The organism is Streptomyces sp. NPDC102402 (genome assembly GCF_044765765.1).
GTDB lineage: Bacteria > Actinomycetota > Actinomycetes > Streptomycetales > Streptomycetaceae > Streptomyces.
In genome coordinates this window covers 492,971-509,627 of sequence record NZ_JBIWKR010000001.1, presented here as the reverse complement: position 1 = coordinate 509,627, position 16,657 = coordinate 492,971, and the positions used below count along the sequence as shown (strand labels likewise).

The 16,657-nt window shown below is 73.3% G+C and carries 11 protein-coding genes and 2 tRNA genes; 9 read left to right on the top strand and 4 right to left on the bottom strand.

Going from position 1 to position 16,657, the window contains the following annotated elements; translation table 11 throughout:
- Positions 1 to 161: 161 nt before the first annotated feature.
- On the top strand, positions 162 to 716 hold the full coding sequence (locus ACIRJR_RS02060) for a SigE family RNA polymerase sigma factor (protein ID WP_382093958.1): 555 nt from the start codon (positions 162 to 164) through the stop codon (positions 714 to 716).
- Between the two features lie 235 nt (positions 717 to 951).
- Entirely contained in the window at positions 952 to 2,598 is a 1,647-nt protein-coding gene (locus ACIRJR_RS02055) for a long-chain fatty acid--CoA ligase (protein WP_403772378.1), read from the top strand.
- Positions 2,599 to 2,701: 103 nt separating this feature from the next.
- Here the strand turns inward: ACIRJR_RS02055 and ACIRJR_RS02050 are convergent, their stop codons facing one another.
- Both ACIRJR_RS02050 and ACIRJR_RS02045 read right to left on the bottom strand, forming a co-directional pair.
- Positions 2,702 to 6,835 (bottom strand): PAS domain-containing protein, encoded by a 4,134-nt coding sequence (locus ACIRJR_RS02050; RefSeq protein ID WP_403772376.1) that lies wholly within the window; start codon positions 6,833 to 6,835, stop codon positions 2,702 to 2,704.
- 344 nt (positions 6,836 to 7,179) lie between these two features.
- The gene (locus ACIRJR_RS02045; protein WP_403772373.1) at positions 7,180 to 7,650 is read right to left on the bottom strand and encodes an SSI family serine proteinase inhibitor; all 471 of its coding nucleotides are present in this window, start codon (positions 7,648 to 7,650) and stop codon (positions 7,180 to 7,182) included.
- 367 nt (positions 7,651 to 8,017) lie between these two features.
- Between ACIRJR_RS02045 and ACIRJR_RS02040 the strand changes: the two genes are divergently transcribed.
- The 3 genes from ACIRJR_RS02040 to ACIRJR_RS02030 all read left to right on the top strand — a co-directional run bounded on the left by ACIRJR_RS02040 (position 8,018) and on the right by ACIRJR_RS02030 (position 9,109).
- Positions 8,018 to 8,108: transfer RNA gene (locus tag ACIRJR_RS02040), tRNA-Ser, on the top strand.
- A 206-nt stretch (positions 8,109 to 8,314) separates the two neighbouring features.
- A tRNA-Arg gene (locus tag ACIRJR_RS02035) sits at positions 8,315 to 8,387 on the top strand.
- 197 nt (positions 8,388 to 8,584) lie between these two features.
- Positions 8,585 to 9,109, top strand: coding sequence for a GNAT family N-acetyltransferase (locus tag ACIRJR_RS02030; protein WP_403772370.1), 525 nt, complete (start codon positions 8,585 to 8,587; stop codon positions 9,107 to 9,109).
- 95 nt (positions 9,110 to 9,204) lie between these two features.
- On the opposite strand, the gene ACIRJR_RS02025 is transcribed toward ACIRJR_RS02030, so the two are convergent.
- Complete coding sequence (locus ACIRJR_RS02025; protein WP_403772367.1) at positions 9,205 to 10,401, bottom strand: NAD(P)/FAD-dependent oxidoreductase; 1,197 nt, start codon at positions 10,399 to 10,401, stop codon at positions 9,205 to 9,207.
- 93 nt (positions 10,402 to 10,494) lie between these two features.
- Positions 10,495 to 11,439 carry an RNA polymerase sigma-70 factor gene (locus ACIRJR_RS02020; RefSeq protein WP_403772364.1) on the bottom strand — a complete coding sequence of 315 codons (945 nt, stop codon included), beginning with the start codon at positions 11,437 to 11,439 and terminating at the stop codon, positions 10,495 to 10,497.
- Positions 11,440 to 12,088: 649 nt separating this feature from the next.
- On the opposite strand from ACIRJR_RS02020, the gene ACIRJR_RS02015 reads away from it, so the two are divergent.
- From ACIRJR_RS02015 to ACIRJR_RS02000, 4 genes are all read left to right on the top strand, one after another.
- Positions 12,089 to 12,979, top strand: a complete 891-nt coding sequence (locus ACIRJR_RS02015; protein ID WP_403772360.1) for a DUF2797 domain-containing protein — start codon at positions 12,089 to 12,091, stop codon at positions 12,977 to 12,979.
- 207 nt (positions 12,980 to 13,186) lie between these two features.
- Positions 13,187 to 14,035 (top strand): amidohydrolase family protein, encoded by an 849-nt coding sequence (locus ACIRJR_RS02010; protein ID WP_403773765.1) that lies wholly within the window; start codon positions 13,187 to 13,189, stop codon positions 14,033 to 14,035.
- 138 nt (positions 14,036 to 14,173) lie between these two features.
- On the top strand, positions 14,174 to 14,911 hold the full coding sequence (locus ACIRJR_RS02005) for a response regulator transcription factor (protein ID WP_403772357.1): 738 nt from the start codon (positions 14,174 to 14,176) through the stop codon (positions 14,909 to 14,911).
- 4 nt (positions 14,912 to 14,915) lie between these two features.
- Positions 14,916 to 16,652 (top strand): ATP-binding protein, encoded by a 1,737-nt coding sequence (locus ACIRJR_RS02000; protein WP_403772354.1) that lies wholly within the window; start codon positions 14,916 to 14,918, stop codon positions 16,650 to 16,652.
- The last annotated feature ends 5 nt before the right edge of the window (positions 16,653 to 16,657 follow it).

Below are 16,657 nucleotides of genomic sequence, written 5' to 3'. Positions count from 1 at the left end.
GGGGGAGGGGGCCGCGGTCCCGGGGTGAGGACCCTGAGGACGGGGGCCGCCCCCTCCACCTTCAGGAGGTGGAGCCCGCCCGGCCCCTACAACCTGAGGCGGACGTGGCTTCGGGACCTGTGGCCGATTACCCCGCCCTCGCCCGCTCCTAGCGTGGAGTGATGACCACGCCAGTCTGCACCGGCGCCTCCAGGGCGGCCGCTGCCTCCGCCGGACACCGCCGCTATCCGTCCTTCTCGTCGTACGTGCGGGCCCGGGGCCCGGTGCTGCTGCGCACCGCGCGTTCCCTCACCGCCAACCCGAGCGATGCCGAGGATCTGCTGCAGACCGCCCTCACCAAGACGTACGTCGCCTGGGAGCGGATCGAGGACCACCGGGCGCTCGACGGATACGTCCGCCGCGCCCTCGTGAACACCCGTACCTCTCAGTGGCGCAAGCGCAAGGTCGACGAGTTCGCCTGCGAGGAGCTGCCCGAGAAGGAGGCCGCGCCCGCGCCGGACCCGGCCGAGCAGCAGTCGCTGCACGACGCGATGTGGCGGGCCGTGCTCAAGCTTCCGGACCGGCAGCGGGCCATGGTCGTCCTGCGGTACTACGAGGACCTCAGTGAGGCGCAGACGGCCGAGGTGCTGGGGGTGTCCGTCGGCACGGTCAAGAGTGCCGTGTCCCGGGCGCTCGGGAAGCTCCGCGAGGATCCGGAGCTCAGCCCGGTGCGGTGACGCGGACCGTCGCCCCCGCCTCTCCGCCGGCCTCTTCCCGCGGATGGGCCCGCCGGCCCGCACCCGGGTGGCCGGCCCTTCGCGCCGGCGGCCGGGCTCCCCGTACAGCCCGTGCCCCGGCCCCTTTCCGCAGGCCGACATCGATTCGTACTCCCGGAAGTAGTGACATACCGCTTGGTATGTGAGCAGAATCAGCGCACCCTTACTGCCGCGTAGCGCCCACCGGGAGGACGCCGTGCTCAGCACCATGCAGGACGTACCGCTGACTGTGACCCGCATCCTGACCCATGGGATGACCATCCACGGGAAGTCGCAGGTGACGACCTGGACCGGCGAGCCGGAGCCGCACCGGCGCAGTTTCGCCGACATCGGCAGGCGCGCCTCGCAACTGGCGAACGCCCTGCGTGACGAACTGGGCATCGACGGCGACCAGCGTGTCGCGACCCTCATGTGGAACAACGCCGAGCATGTCGAGGCCTACCTCGCGATCCCTTCCATGGGCGCCGTGCTGCACACGCTCAACCTGAGGCTTCCCGCCGAACAGCTGATCTGGGTCGTCAACCACGCCGACGACAAGGTCGTCCTCGTCAACGGTTCGCTGCTGCCGCTGCTCGCACCGCTGCTCCCCCACCTGCCCACCGTCGAACACGTGGTGGTGTCCGGTCCGGGCGACCGCTCGGTTCTCGACGGTGCCGCGCCCCGGGTGCACGAGTACGAGGAGCTGATCGCCGGCCGTCCCACCTCCTACGACTGGCCCGAGCTGGACGAACGCCAGGCCGCAGCCATGTGCTACACCTCCGGCACCACGGGCGACCCCAAGGGCGTCGTGTACTCCCACCGCTCCATCTACCTGCACTCCATGCAGGTCAACATGGCCGAGTCGATGGGTCTGACCGACAAGGACACGACCCTGGTCGTCGTGCCCCAGTTCCACGTCAACGCGTGGGGGCTGCCCCACGCGACCTTCATGACCGGCATCAACATGCTGATGCCCGACCGCTTCCTGCAGCCTGCCCCGCTGGCCGAGATGATCGAGCGGGAGCGCCCGTCCCACGCGGCGGCCGTCCCCACCATCTGGCAGGGGCTGCTGGCCGAGGTCACCGCCAAGCCGCGCGACCTCTCCTCCATGGCCACCGTCACCATCGGCGGCGCCGCCTGTCCGCCCTCCCTGATGGAGGCGTACGACAAGCTGGGCGTCCGCCTCTGCCATGCGTGGGGAATGACGGAGACCTCGCCGCTCGGGACCATGTCCAACCCGCCCGCCGGGCTCACCGACGAGGAGGAGTGGCCGTACCGCATCACACAGGGCCGTTTCCCGGCCGGTGTGGAGGCACGCCTCGTCGGCCCCGGCGGGGAGCACCTGGCGTGGGACGGCGAGTCCGCGGGCGAACTGGAGGTACGGGGCACCTGGATCGCCGGTGCCTACTACGGAGGCGCGGACGGCGAGCACCTGCGTCCGGAGGACAAGTTCAGTGAGGACGGCTGGCTGAAGACCGGTGACGTCGGCGTGATCAGCGCCGAGGGCTACCTCACGCTGACCGACCGGGCCAAGGACGTCATCAAGTCCGGTGGCGAGTGGATCTCCAGCGTCGAGCTGGAGAACGCGCTCATGGCGCACCCGGACGTGGCCGAGGCCGCGGTCGTCGCCGTCCCGGACGAGAAGTGGGGCGAGCGTCCTCTGGCGACCGTCGTCCTGAAGGAGGGCGCCACCGCCGACTACGCGGCGCTCAGGACCTTCCTCGCCCAGTCCATCGCCAAGTGGCAGCTGCCTGAGCGCTGGACGATCATCCCGGCGGTGCCGAAGACGAGCGTGGGCAAGTTCGACAAGAAGGTGATCCGCAGGCAGTACGCCGACGGGGAGCTGGACGTCACGCAGCTCTGAGGCCGGGCTTCCCGCAGGGCCACGGCACACGACGAGGGCGGTACGGGTCTTCCCGTACCGCCCTCGTCGTAGTCGTCAGACGGCGTCCGACCGCGTCCGGCCGTCAGTTCGTCCCTATCTTCGCCAGCAGGTCCACGATCCGGGACTGCACCTCGTCGCTCGTCGAGCGTTCGGCGAGGAAGAGGACCGTCTCACCGGAGGCGAGCCCGGGCAGGTCCGCCTCCTCCATGCCGGACGAGGTGTAGACGACCAGCGGCGTGTGGTTCAGGGAGCCGTTCGCACGGAGCCAGTCGATGATCCCGGCGCGCCTGCGGCGTACCTGCATCAGGTCCATCACCACCAGATTCGGCCGCATCCGGGTGGCGAGGTCGACCGCCTCGCTGTCGCCGGACGCCCTCGCGACCTGCATGCCGCGCCGCTCCAGCGTCTCCGTCAGCGCGAGCGCGATCTCCTCGTGCTCCTCGATCACCAGGACCCTCGGAGGGTGCTGGTCGCTGTCGCGCGGAGCGAGCGCCTTGAGGAGTACCGCCGGGTCGGCGCCGTACGCCGCTTCCCGGGTCGCCTGCCCCAGACCCGCCGTCACCAGCACGGGGACCTCCGCCGCAACGGCCGCCTGGCGCAGCGACTGCAGCGCCGTGCGGGTGATCGGCCCGGTCAGCGGATCGACGAACAGCGCGGCGGGGAACGCCGCGATCTGCGCGTCGACCTCCTCGCGGGAGTGCACGATCACCGGCCGGTAGCCACGGTCGCTGAGGGCCTGCTGAGTGGAGACGTCCGGGGCGGGCCAGACCAGCAGCCGGCGCGGATTGTCCAGAGGCTCCGGGGGCAGTTCGTCGTCGACGGGCTGCGGCTGCGGGCGGTTGGCCACCTCGACGGCGCCACCGGGCCCGTCCAGCGGCTCCGGGCCCTCGGCACCCTCGTCGGGTGCCCCTATCGCGTACGAGCGGCCCTCGGACGCGGGCGGGGACAGCAGCCGGCCGGAGCCCTGCACCGTGCCGCCCTGTGTACCGGTGGGCTGCGGTGGTGCGGGAGCCACGGCGGCCGGGGCCGGGCGCTCGGCCCCGGGCGGGGCGGCGAGCTTGCGGCGCCGCCCCGCCCCGCCCAGCGTCTGGTTCTGCTGGTGCGCGAGGTGCTGGGCGAAGGGCACGCCCTGCCCCAGGGTCCGCACGCTGAACGCACGCCCCTGGGTGGAGTCCGCGGACGCCGGCATCGGCGCCTCCGCGGGCAGCGGCTGGCGCCGCGCGTCCGGGACGGGGGCCGGGGCGTCGCCGTCGGCCGGATGCGGCTCCTGCATGGGCGCGGGTTCCGGCGCGGGTACGGGACCCGCCGTGCCCGTGGTGTGCGTGGTGGTGCCGGGTTCCGTCCAGGACCCTTCGGCGACCGGGCCGGGACCGTCCTCGGGTGCGGAGGGTGCGGAGGGTGCCGGTGGGGCCGGCGGTGCCGGCGGCTGCTCCGGGGAACCGCTCTGTGCCCAGTCGGGCTGCGGAGGGACGGCGGGCATCGGCTGCCCGGGCGCCGGATGGCCGGGCCGCGCCTGAGGCGCCGGTGCCTCCGAGGGCCGGGCCCTACGGCGGCCCGACGGCACGGGATGCGGCTGCGGCGGGGTGTGGTCCGCGTCCGGCGCGGTGCGTACGGCGTCGTGGCGCTCGGGCTGCGGACCGGCCTCGTCCGGCACCGGCCGCGCAGGCGGCGCGGGGACCGGCGCGGGGGCCGGGGAAGCCGGGGAGACCGCGTAGGGCGGTGCCACGACGGGCGAGCCCGGAGCCATCGGCGGGATCCGGTCCGCCGCCGCCGGAGGCAGCGCGAAGGGCGTGCGGGGTCCCGAGGGTTCGGCCGCGGCAGCGCGTTCCTGCGCCGCGGCGAGAGCCCGCCGGGCCCGTCGGCCCCCGGGCTGCTGTGCCGGCTGCTCCTGCTCGGCGGGGGCGTCCGGAGAGGCGAGCGCGGGCAGCGCGGGTCGGCCGCCGCCCTGGCGCCCGGTCCGGCCGGCGTTCTGCGGCACGCCCTGGGGCGGCACCGTCTGTCCGCGCTGCGGGCGTCCGCCACCCCCCTGGGCGTTCTCGGCCGCTGTCACGACAGCACCCTCCGAGGGCGCCGACGGCGCCGCGGGGAGGGCCAGTGCCTGACGGGGCTGGTCCGCCGCGGCCTCCGCTCCCGTCTCGGCGGGGCTGGGACGGCCGCGCCTGCGGCCGGAACCCTCGCTCCGCTGAGGCGGGGTCATGTCCTGTTGCGGCTGGTGCTCCTGGGGGGCCGTGGACTCACGACGCGCCCTGCGCCGCCCGGTCGGCTCCGCCGCCGCCGTGTCACCGGCCTCGGGACCGGCCGCTCCACCGTCGAGTGGGCTGTCCAGGAAGGCGTCCGTCGACGCCCTGCGCGCCCTGCGCCGGCCGCCCTGCACCGACGGGAGGGACTGCGCCGACGGGGAGGACTGCACCGACGGGGAGGACTGCGCCGACTGGGGGGACTGCGCCGACTGGGAGGACTGGGAGGACTGGGAGGACGGCTCCGGTACGTCGGCCTCCGCGGGCGCCGGGAGCGGCTCGGGAGCGATGGCCCCGGCGCCCGAACCGAGGGGTACCTCCAGGACGTACGCGCTGCCGCTCATCCCCGGCATCTCGTGCGTCTGGAGCACACCGCCGTGGGCCCGCACGATCCCGCGCACGATCGGCACGTGCACCGGGTCGCCACCGGCGAACGGTCCGCGCACCTCGATCCGCACGACGTCACCGCGCTGCGCCGCGGCCACGACGATCGTGGAGTCGACGTAGCCGCCGCCCGGCACCGGCCGGGCCTTGCCGGTCGAGTCGACACCGGCCACGTCGGCGACCAGGTGGGCGAGCGCCGTGACCAGCCGGCCCGCGTCGACCTCGGCCTCGATCGGCGGCGCGTGCACGGCGAACTGCGCACGCCCGGGGCCGATCAGCTCGACCGCCCCGTCGATGCCCGCCGTCACCACCGCGTCGAGCAGCACCGGCTGCTTGACGAGCTCCTCGGTACCGCTGTCCAGACGCTGGTAGCTCAGTACGTTGTCGACGAGCGTCGTCATGCGCGCGTAGCCGGCGGCGAGGTGGTGCAGGATCTGGTTGGCCTCGGGCCAGAGCTGGCCGGCCGGGTCGGCGGCGAGCCCCGAGAGCTCGCCCCGCAGCTCCTCCAGCGGCCCGCGCAGGGACTCGCCGAGCACGGCGGTCAACTGCGTGTGCCGTGCGTCGATGCCCGTGAGCCGCTCCGCCTGCTCCTCCAGCTCGGAGGCGTACCGCTCGGTCCGGTCGGCCGACTCGGCCGCGTGCTGCTCGGTGAGCCCGGCGACCTCGGCACGGTGGCTCTCGGTGAGCTCCGCGATCTCCGCCGCGTGCCGTTCGGTGAGCCCGGCGACCTCCGTCGCGTGGCGCTCGGTCAGCCCGGCGACCTCGTCGGTGTGCTGCTGCGTCAGCTCCTCGTAGGGCCTGCGGTCGGTGAAGGTCATGACCGCGCCGACCAACTGGTCCCCGTCGCGCACCGGTGCGGTGGTCAGATCGACCGGCACCTGCGCACCGCTCTTGGACCAGAGGACCTGCCCGCGGACCCGGTGCTTGCGGCCCGACTTCAGGGTGTCGGCGAGCGGCGACTCCTCGTACGGGAACTGCCCGCCCTCCGCACGCGAGTGCAGGATCAGCGGGTGGAGCTCCTTGCCGCCGAGGTCACTGGCACGGAAGCCGAGGATCTGAGCGGCCGCGGGGTTGACGAGGACGACCCGGCCGTCCGTGTCGGTGCCGACGACGCCCTCGGAGGCGGCCCGCAGGATCATCTCCGTCTGGCGCTGCGAACGGGCCAGCTCGGCCTCGGTGTCGACCGTGCCGGAAAGGTCCCGCACGACGAGCATGAGCAGCTCGTCGCCGGTGTAGCTGGAGTGGATGTCGTTGTAGCCCGCCTGGCCGCTGTCCAGGGAGGCGCTGGTGACCTCGACGGGATAGTCGGTGCCGTCGGTCCGGCGCGCGGTCATCCGCGTCGGCTTGGTCCTGCCCTGCTCGTCCGCAGACTCCGGCCTTCGCATCGACCCCGGGATCAGCCTGGAGTCGAACTCCGGAAGCAGATCGAGCAGCCCGCGGCCCACGAGCGCGGTGCCCGGGGTCTCGAACATCTCGAGGGCGATGGTGTTGGCGTTGACGACCGTGCCGTTGCAGTTGACGAGCAGGAGCCCGTCCGGGAGGGCGTCGAGTATGGCTGCGAGGCGAGCAGCGCCTCGGGATGGCCTGCTGCTCACGAGACGCTTCCTCCCTGAATACCGCACCTTGCCGACAGCGGGCCCCATCCTGCCCCTCGGGCCTCAGGCTGTCACTGGAGGAGTCTAAAGGCAGGGAGCGCGTGGCGGGCGGCGGATGAGGGGGAGCTCTCACCAAGGTTCTGTGCACACGGTGTACGCCGGTGGGTCCTGGTGTGACCGCGAGCGCCCCCTCTGACGTGCGCCGATGTGGTGCCGGGCGTGCTCGGAGCCTGCCGGAAAGGGCCCGTGAACCCGTCCGGCCGGACTCCGGAGCGGCCGTCGCGCGCCCCGGGCGCGCGCCGTCCGGACCGGCCGAAGTCCCGGCGCACGCCCCGCCGAACCGGCTACCTCGCGGTGGGGAGCACCGGCACGAGGGTGTTCCACCGCGAGATCTCGCAGCCGTTGGCCCGGCTGAACCGCGCGTCGACGTTCTGCCCCTGCCAGGTGCCCTGGACCCGGGCGGCGGCCGGCCCGCCGGCCTGCTGGGTGCACATGGCGTTGCGGTCCGTCGCCACGAACGGGTTGTCCCCCGACTCCGCGGCCTCGTCCAGCAGGTCGCAGGCCCGCTGTGCGGCGGGGTGGCTGCCGCCCGCCGGGCCGCACTCCAGCTCGAAGGTCCCGTCGGCCGACGGGTTGCCGGACTCCGAGACCGTCACGGTGAGCCGGGTCCGTGTGTCCTGCGCCAACGGCCAGTCCCCCTGGAGCACGGGGAGCGGAGGCAGTGGCACCAGCGGGGCCACTGCCGTTGCGGCGGGCGCCGCCGCGGACAGCGCGGCGAGGGAGGCGACGGCGGTGAGGGTGAGACGGCGCAGCATGCGGGGCTCCTGTTGCTCCGGCGCGCCCGAGGGCGCGCCTGCCTGCCGGGCGCGCGGGGTTGGGGACGCGCGCGGGGCGGCACGGGGGTGACGGACGGAGGGCGGAGCCCTCGTCCTCTCTAACGCTCCTTACGCCCGCACGTTGCGCAACTCATGGGGGGCCGCCCGGAACGGCCGCCCGGACGGCCGGTCTCGCCGTGCGCGGGGAGGGGGAGGCCGCGCCCTCCGTCGGGCGGCCGGTCCCGGCACCGCGGGAAGCGCTTTGCCTCGCCGCCCACCTGCCTAGTACCGTGGGCGGCGATTGGTGACAGCGCGCTCGTCTGTGTCATCATCTGCACGCACCACTCGCGCTCGCGCGGGGTGTGCTGGAGGCGTCGCCTAGTCCGGTCTATGGCGCCGCACTGCTAATGCGGTTTGGGTCTTAAAGCCCATCGAGGGTTCAAATCCCTCCGCCTCCGCAGGAAACCGAAGCCCCGTGCCCCAGGCACGGGGCTTCGGTCGTACCCGGGCGGTGAAATCTTCCTGAGGAACGGCGTTTCCGCAGGTCAGGTGTGGTTTGGGTAATGGATTTCGCGTCACGGCGCAGGTCATGTAATGTTGTTCTCGCAACGCCGACCGGGCAGAAAAGTCCGGGAAGCGGGACCGAGGCCCAGGCCAAGGACACGCACTCGTAGCTTAACGGATAGAGCATCTGACTACGGATCAGAAGGTTGCAGGTTCGAATCCTGCCGAGTGCACAGCAAGTGAGAGGCCCCCAGGAGAGATCCTGGGGGCCTCTCGCGTTGGGCTGTGCGGCATCGAAGTACAGCAGCGGAGTACGGCAACCGTGTGAGCCGGAGGGGGATCCGTGGTGGAGAGTGGTGAGCCGTTGGAGTTGATACGGCTGGACGACGGGGAACCACAGGACGCGGCACGGTCCGTGACGGTGGAGCGTATGGACGGACCGGCAGCGGTGCGGGCGCAGGACGCGTTCGAGCTGATCTATGCCGAAGCGTTCGCGGAGCCTCCTTACGGCGAGACCGAGGACGACGTGGCCGCCGCCTTCCGCCGCTTCCCCGCGCAGGCGCTGAACCGTTCCTTTCACGCCGCTCTGGCCCGTACCGGGGACGGTGAGCCGATCGGGATGGCGTACGGCCACCTGCTTCAGCCGGACACGGTGTGGTGGGACGAACTGGCCGAGCCCGTTCCCGACGCCGTGCGGCACGAGGACGGGCACCGCACCTTCGGGCTGATGGAACTCGCCGTGCGCGGACCGTGGCGCGGACAGGGGGTCGCGCGGCGTCTGCACCGGACGCTCATCGCCGGCATCGGGGCCGAGCGCGTGCTGTTGAACGTCCACCCGGCGAGCGGGGCGGCGTCGGCCGCCTACCGGGCGTGGGGATACCGAAAGGTCGGCGAGGCCCGGCCGGGGGGCGGCGGCGCGGACCTCCACGACGTGATGCTCCTCGGTCTGCGCTGAAGGCGGGCTGCCCGAAGCCGGCCAGCGGCCCGGTCTCCGCGGCGCCCCTCACGGTCGAGCGGGCGACGGGAGGCCGACCGGGTGCGCCGGCCGGGTCAGGCCGACGCCTCGGCGGCCGTGCCCTCCCGGGCCTGCTCGTGCACGACGCGGCGGCGCCGGGCCGGGATGCCGAGCAGCGGGTTGGCGACGCCCCAGGCCGCGCCCTTGCAGACGAGTTCCTTGTAGACGGCGGCGAACCGTCCTGTCAGGGCCGCCCGGACGGCGCGGTCGTCGGCGGTGACGTACTGGATCAGGCCTTCCCTGCGGCCCAGGGAGATGCACTGGTTGAAGTAGCGGATCGGTGTGGTCGGAACCTTGCCGCCGGTCAGGCGGGCCGCGATGGCGTCGGCGGCCTGCCATGCGGCGGGGGTGCCCGAGGCGCACGACATCCGCAGCGGCCGGTCGGCGGGGCCCATGGCCATGGCGGCGTCGCCGACGGCGTACACGTCCGGGTGCGAGACCGAGCGCATGGTCCGGTCGACCACGATCCGGCCAGTGTCGGTGACCTCCAGGGAGGTGGCCAGGGCGAGCGGGTGGACCGCGAAGCCGGTGGTCCACACGGTGACCGCGGCCGGGACGGACGTGCCGTCGGCGGTGGCGACCCGGTCGGCCTCCACGCCTGCAACCGCGGTGTTCTCGTGGACGGTGATGCCGAGCGTGCCGAAGACCTTGCGCAGGTGCGCGCGGCCCTTGGGCGAGAGCCAGTCGCCGAGCCCGCCGCGTGCGGCGAGGGCGACGTCGAGGTCCGGGCGGGCCTCGGCGATCTCTGTCGCGGCCTCGATTCCTGTCAGTCCGCCGCCGACGACGAGCACCGGTTGTCCGGCCTCCAGGCCGGCCAGGCGCTCGCGCAGCCGGAGTGCTCCGGGGCGGCCCGCGATCTCGTGGGCGTGCTCCTCGGTGCCGGGGACGCCCTGTGCGTCCCAGCCGCTGCCGAGGGCGTACACGAGGCTGTCGTACTCCAGTTCCTCGGCGCCGTTCGCTCCGCTGACGGCGACCGTCCTGCGGTCGACGTCGACGCCGGTGACCTTCGCGAGGGTCAGCCGGACCCCGGTGCCCGCGAACATCTCGGTGAACGGCCGGGGCTTGAGGTCCTGGCCGACCGCCAGCTGGTGCAGCCTGACCCGCTCGACGAAGTCGGGCTCGGCGTTGACGAGGGTGATGGTGGCGTCCTCGCGGTGCAGCCGCTTGGCGAGGCGGCCGGCGGCGATGGCTCCGGTGTATCCGGCTCCGAGGACGATGATCCGGTGCGGCATTTCCTGGCTCCTGTCTCGCGCGGCTTTGCCCCCTGAACCGGGCAGCCCGCCGTTTCCTGACAGGAGTCGGATGTGAAGCAGCTCACATGGCGGTCAGAAGACGTTGAGCAGGGGTTCTCCGTGGTCGGTGGCCGCCCACTGCCGGGTCGCGCGCTCCAGCTTGTCGGGGTTGGCCTGACTGCGGAACGCGGCGATGCCGTCGGCGGTGATCTCCAGGCACATGACGCCGATGACCCGTCCGTCGAGGACCACCACGAGGGCGGGGGTGTTGTTCGCCGTCGCGGCGTGGACCTCGGGCGAGCCGCCCACGAGGGTCCGCTTGGCCTGGCTGGGCTTGAACAGGCCGCGCATGAACGTCGCGACCGCGAGGGCGCCCTCGAACGCCTTCGTGCGGGCCGGCACCTTTCCGCCGCCGTCACCGATCGCGACGGCGTCCGCGGTGAGCAGCTGGACGAGCGGCTCGGTCCGGCCGCTGGTGGCTGCCGCGAGGAACTCGTCGACGATCCGCCGGGCGGCGGCCTCGTCGACCTCGGCGCGGGTCCTGCCGTCCGCGATGTGCTTCTTGGCGCGGTGGAGGATCTGCTGGGCCGCGGCCTCCGTGATGTCGAGGATCTCCGCGATCTGGCGGTGCGGGTAGCCGAAGGCCTCCCGCAGCACGTACACCACCCGCTCGTTGGGGGAGAGCCGTTCCATGAGGGCGAGGACCGCGTACGAGACGGACTCACGCTGCTCCGCGGTGTCGGCCGGGCCGAGCATCGGGTCCCCGGCGAGCAGCGGTTCGGGCAGCCACTGGCCCACGTAGGTCTCGCGCCGGGCGCGGGCCGAGGTGAGCTGGTTGAGGCAGAGGTTGGTGAGGACCTTGGTCAGCCAGGCCTCGGGGACCTCGACGCGGTCGGTGTCGGTGGCCTGCCAGCGCAGGAACGTGTCCTGCACGGCGTCCTCGGCATCGCTCGCGGAGCCGAGGAGGCGGTAGGCGACGGCCTGCAGGCGGGGCCGGGACGCCTCGAAGCGGGCCACGTCGTTCATGGTCAGAGCCATGGACCGGATAGTAGCCCGGCGGGACTTGCACGCCGAGAGCGCCGAGGGGCCGGAGCGCCTGGAGGACGAACCGGGCTCACCCGTCCGCGGATGGCGTCCCTCCCGGGCCCTACGGGGACGGAGGTGAACGCGGCTCGTCCGTGTGGCCCGACCCGCCCCCCGACGGGTCGGACCAGCGGCACCTCGGCGCGCGTACGCTCCGAGGCCGACCAGGCGGTACTCGTGCTCGCACTCGCACTCGCACTCGTACTCGTACTCGCATTCGCCGAGCGACGCCCCGTCGGGGGTCAGGCGGTGCGAGCGCCGCACCTTCGGCGGCCTGGCGCGGTGTCGGCGAGCGAGAGAGGGATCTCCGGTAAGGACACGAGGGCCATTGTGGTCCGGCGTAGGCACAATTGGAGAGTATTTCTAGAAGTTAACTCTAGAAATTCACACGTCGGCCGGCGCCACGCCGCTCGACGGCCGCACTCCGACGGGCTCCGGCCGGGCCGTTCCCTCCGTTAGGGTCTCTTCGGGTTCGCCGTCGCGGACGCGAACCGGTCCCGCGCGGCGTCCGTGCCGAGGCCGCCACATCCCCGGAGGAGACCGCCATGCCCCCGCGCCGCGAGGCCCCCCGGGCCCGGGTCACCGCCCTGCGAACGGCCTGAGCATGGGCGGCTGGAGGTGCACCGGACTGAGCTGGCCCGGTCACGGCGGTCCCGTGCTCGGGTGGGTGCGGAGCGACGGGTCCGGGCGGGGGCGGGTGAGCGTCCTGGCGTACGGGAGGGAGCTCGGGTTCCGGGCCGGGGGCGAGCGGCACTGCGTGGGGGCGCGCGGCAACCCGTGCCCGGTACGGGCCGTGGTGCCCGCACGGAGCACGGGGGCGCGGTGCGAGGAGTGCGGGCGGCTGGACCGGGCCCATTCGGTGGCCGCCGACACCCTCGCCGACGACCCGCGCCCGTACCGCGTCTACCTGGCCTGGTTCGGGCCGGGGATGGTCAAGGTCGGCATCACCGGCGAGGCACGGGACGCGGCCCGGCTCCGGGAGCAGGGTGCCGTGGTGTTCAGCTGGCTGGGGCGCGGGCCGCTGATGGCCGCGCGGCGCACGGAGGAGCTGCTCCGGACGGCGCTCGGGGTGCCCGACCGGATTCCGTACGCGCGCAAGCGGGCGGTGCGGGGCGGGCTTCCGGGGGCGGCCGAGCGGGCCGCCGAGATCGAGAAGCTGTACCGGCGGTCCGCGGCGCTGGAGGGCGCCGGGTGGCCGGAGGCGCTGGAGCGGCTGCCGTTCGAGGCTGTCGACCACGCGGAGGTGTTCGGGCTGGCCGGTGCGGGGGCGGCGGAGCGCGCGGTGACCGGGCTGGTGGACGGCGGCGTGGTGGCCGGGCGGCTGGTGGCGGCGGCCGGGCCCGATCTCCACCTGGAGACCCCGCACGACGGAATCGTCGTGCTGGACACGCGGCTCGTCACCGGGTGGGACCTGGCGGGCGCCGACGCGGGGTCGGGGATGAGCGTGCCGACCGTGGCGGTGGGGGCCGGTGGCGTGCAGGACGGCCTGTTCTGAGATCGTCGCCGGGATCGTTCCTGGTGACGTACGAGGCAGGTGGGGCTGATGTGCAGCGGCGACAGCGGGTACGACGGTGCGCGCGACCGTGAGCGTGCCAGCGCCCGTGAGCGTGCCAGCGACCGTGAGCGTGAGCGTGCCAGCGACCGTGAGCGTGAGCGTGCCAGCGACCGTGAGCGTGCCAGTGACCGTGACCGTGACGATGTGATGCGGTTCCGGAAGCGGATCGGGCTGCCCGGGATCATCGACGTCCACACGCACTTCATGCCGGAGCGGGTGCTCAGCAAGGTGTGGGCGTACTTCGACTCGGCGGGCCCGCTGACCGGGCTGGAGTGGCCGATCACCTACCGGCGGGACGAGGATGAACGCATCGCGCTGCTGCGGTCGTTCGGAGTGCTGCGGTTCACCTCGATGCTCTACCCGCACAAGGCCGGCATGGCGGCCTGGCTGAACGCCTGGGCGGCCGGCTTCGCGGCCCGGGTGCCGGACTGCCTGCACACCGCGACCTTCTTCCCGGAGGAGGGCGTGGAGGGCTATGTGCGTGAGGCGGTCGAGGCGGGGGCGCGCGTCTTCAAGTCGCACCTCCAGGTCGGGGCCTACGACCCGAACGACCCGCTGCTGGAGCCCGTCTGGGGGCTGCTCGCGGAAGCCGGAATCCCGGTGGTGACGCACTGCGGCTCCGGCCCGGCGCCCGGAGCGTTCACCGGCCCCGGCCCGATCGGGCGGCTGCTGTCCCGCCACCCCCGGCTGAAACTGGTCGTCGCGCACATGGGGATGCCCGAGTACGCGGAGTTCCTGGAGCTGGCGGCGGCGTATCCCGGGGTGCGGCTCGACACGACCATGGCGTTCACCGACTTCACCGAGGGCTTCATGCCGTTCCCGGCCGTGGAGCGCGGGCGCCTCGCGGATCTGGGGGACCGGATCCTGCTGGGCACGGACTTCCCGAACATCCCGTATCCGTACGTCCATCAGCTGGAGGCCCTGGAGCGGCTGGGGCTGGGCGACGCCTGGCTGCGGGCGGTCTGCCACGGGAACGCGAGCACGCTGTTCCGGTGAGGGAGGGCGGCCCGGGCGGTACCGCCCGGGAGCGGTGTCCGGGCGGTGCTGCCAGGAAGCCTCGCGGGAGCGGCGTTTCTCAGGAGATTCACAGGTTGGCGAAAGCTCTCTCTCACCGCCGTCTCACAGGCTTGAGCCATGACGACGACCTCGCCCCAGGGGCGTACAGAGCTGCTCAGGCCCGATCGCAATCCCGTCCGTGTACTCGTGGTCGACGACGAGGCCCCGCTCGCCGAGCTGCTGTCCATGGCCCTGCGCTACGAGGGGTGGGACGTGCGCAGTGCCGGCGACGGCGCGGGGGCGCTCCGCACGGCGCGTGACTTCCGTCCCGACGCGGTGGTCCTCGACGTGATGCTCCCGGACATGGACGGCCTCGCCGTGCTCGGCCGGCTACGGCGCGAGCTCTCCGATGTGCCCGTGCTGTTCCTGACCGCGCGTGACTCGGTCGAGGACCGGATCGCGGGGCTCACCGCGGGCGGCGACGACTACGTCACCAAGCCGTTCAGCCTGGAGGAGGTCGTGGCGCGGCTGCGCGGGCTGATCCGCCGATCGGGCACGGCCTCCGTACGCAGCGAGTCGACCCTTGTCGTCGGCGACCTGGTGCTGGACGAGGACAGCCACGAGGTGAGCCGGGGCGACGACTCCATCCATCTCACCGCGACCGAGTTCGAGCTGCTGCGTTTCCTGATGCGCAACCCGCGCCGGGTGCTGAGCAAGGCGCAGATCCTGGACCGGGTCTGGAACTACGACTTCGGCGGCCAGGCCAACGTCGTCGAGCTGTACATCTCCTACCTGCGCAAGAAGATCGACGCGGGGCGGACCCCGATGATCCACACCCGGCGCGGGGCGGGATACCTCATCAAGCCCGGGGAGTAGTCCCGTGAGCAGGAGGAGGAGCGCGGGACGCCCGTGGACACTGCGGACCCGGCTCGTCGTGTACGCGGTCGCGCTCATCGCGGTGGTCGCGGCCGTGATCGGTTCGGTCACGGCGATCGCCTTCCACGAGTACATGTACGGGAAGCTGGACGGCCAGCTGCACGACATCGCGATGCGCGCCAAGGCGCGCCCGCCCGGCAGCGACAAGCCCGGACCGGATGGTCCCGGGAGCGACGAGCCGCTGGCCTTCATCGGGATCGGCCAGCCCTTCAGGACGGTCGGCGCCGTCTACGTCGACGGGGCCGTCACCGATTCGAAGTACCTGGAGGACGGCGGACCGGGCGCGCAGGAGAGTGCGGAGTCCCTGACCGGAGCGCAGAAGGAGGCCCTGGAGACGGCGGAGCTCGCGGTTGAAGAGGGGGCACGCGACGTCGAGCTGCCCGGTCTGGGCGGCTACCGCGTCGAAGCCGTCCGAGCGGCGGCCGGCCCGACCGTCCTCGTCGGGATCCCCACGGCCGAGGTGGACAAGGCCGTCACCACCCTCATCCTCGTCGAGGTCTGCGTCACCGGGGCCGGGCTCGTCGCCGCCGGGATCGCGGGGGCCGCCATGGTCGGCGTCGCCCTGCGCCCACTGCGCCGGGTGGCCGCCGCCGCGACCCGGGTCTCCGAACTGCCGCTCCACAGCGGCGAGGTCGCCCTCTTCGAGCGGGTGCCGGAGGCCGAGTCCGATCCGCGCACGGAGGTCGGGCAGGTCGGCGCGGCCCTCAACAGGATGCTGGGCCATGTCGGTTCGGCCCTCGACGCCCGGCAGAAGAGCGAGACGCGGGTCCGGCAGTTCGTCGCGGACGCCAGCCACGAGCTGCGCACCCCGCTCGCCTCGATCCGGGGGTATGCCGAACTGACCCGGAGAGGCCGGGAGGACGCCGGCCCCGACACCCGGCACGCTCTGGGGCGGATCGAGTCCGAGGCGGAGCGGATGACGGGCATGGTCGAGGACCTGCTGCTCCTGGCGCGCCTCGACGCCGGACGGCCGCTCTCCTACGAGAGCACCGATCTCTCGCCGCTCGTCATCGACGCGGTCAGCGACGCCCGTGTCGCGGACCGTGTGTCCGAGGGGGCTGCCGGGGCAGGGCATCACTGGCGTCTGGAGCTGCCCGAGGTGCCCACGACGGTGTCTGCCGACCCGACCAGGATCCAGCAGGTGCTGGTCAACCTGCTGGCGAACGCCCGTACGCACACCCCGCCCGGGACCACCGTCACGGTCCGGGTGCGCGAGGCGCGCAGGGAGCTGCCCTGGGTGACGCTGGAGGTCCAGGACAACGGGCCGGGCATCCCGGCCGAGCTGCTGCCGCGCGTCTTCGAGCGGTTCGCGCGCGGTGACGCCTCGCGCTCCCGCCACGCCGGGTCGACGGGGCTCGGCCTCGCCATCGTCCAGGCCGTCGTCGCCGCCCACGGGGGCACGGCCGAGGTGCGTTCCGCCCCCGGGAACACCGTCTTCGCCGTACATCTCCCGGCGGACGAGGTGCACGCGGGGGACGGGGCGAGCGGCCCCTCCTGCGCGCAGGTGGCGGCTCCGGGCGGTGCTCCGTACGCGCCCGCGGCGGCTCCGGGCGGTGCTCCGTACGCGCCCGCGGCGGTCCCGGGCGGTGCTCCGTACGCGCCCGCGGCGGCTCCGGGCCACCCCTCGTACATCCCCGAGGGGCACTCACAGACGGGCCACAGGCTCAGCACAAGGGCGTGACAGCG

Excerpts from the sequence above, each read along its gene's own strand:
- ACIRJR_RS02060 (WP_382093958.1), top strand. The coding sequence starts at position 162 with ATGACCACGCCAGTCTGCACCGGCGCCTCCAGGGCGGCCGCTGCCTCC.
- ACIRJR_RS02045 (WP_403772373.1), bottom strand. The coding sequence starts at position 7,650 with ATGCTGCGCCGTCTCACCCTCACCGCCGTCGCCTCCCTCGCCGCGCTG.
- ACIRJR_RS02030 (WP_403772370.1), top strand. The coding sequence starts at position 8,585 with ATGGACGGACCGGCAGCGGTGCGGGCGCAGGACGCGTTCGAGCTGATC.
- ACIRJR_RS02025 (WP_403772367.1), bottom strand. The coding sequence starts at position 10,401 with ATGCCGCACCGGATCATCGTCCTCGGAGCCGGATACACCGGAGCCATC.
- ACIRJR_RS02020 (WP_403772364.1), bottom strand. The coding sequence starts at position 11,439 with ATGGCTCTGACCATGAACGACGTGGCCCGCTTCGAGGCGTCCCGGCCC.
- ACIRJR_RS02015 (WP_403772360.1), top strand. The coding sequence starts at position 12,089 with ATGGGCGGCTGGAGGTGCACCGGACTGAGCTGGCCCGGTCACGGCGGT.
- ACIRJR_RS02010 (WP_403773765.1), top strand. The coding sequence starts at position 13,187 with ATGCGGTTCCGGAAGCGGATCGGGCTGCCCGGGATCATCGACGTCCAC.
- ACIRJR_RS02005 (WP_403772357.1), top strand. The coding sequence starts at position 14,174 with ATGACGACGACCTCGCCCCAGGGGCGTACAGAGCTGCTCAGGCCCGAT.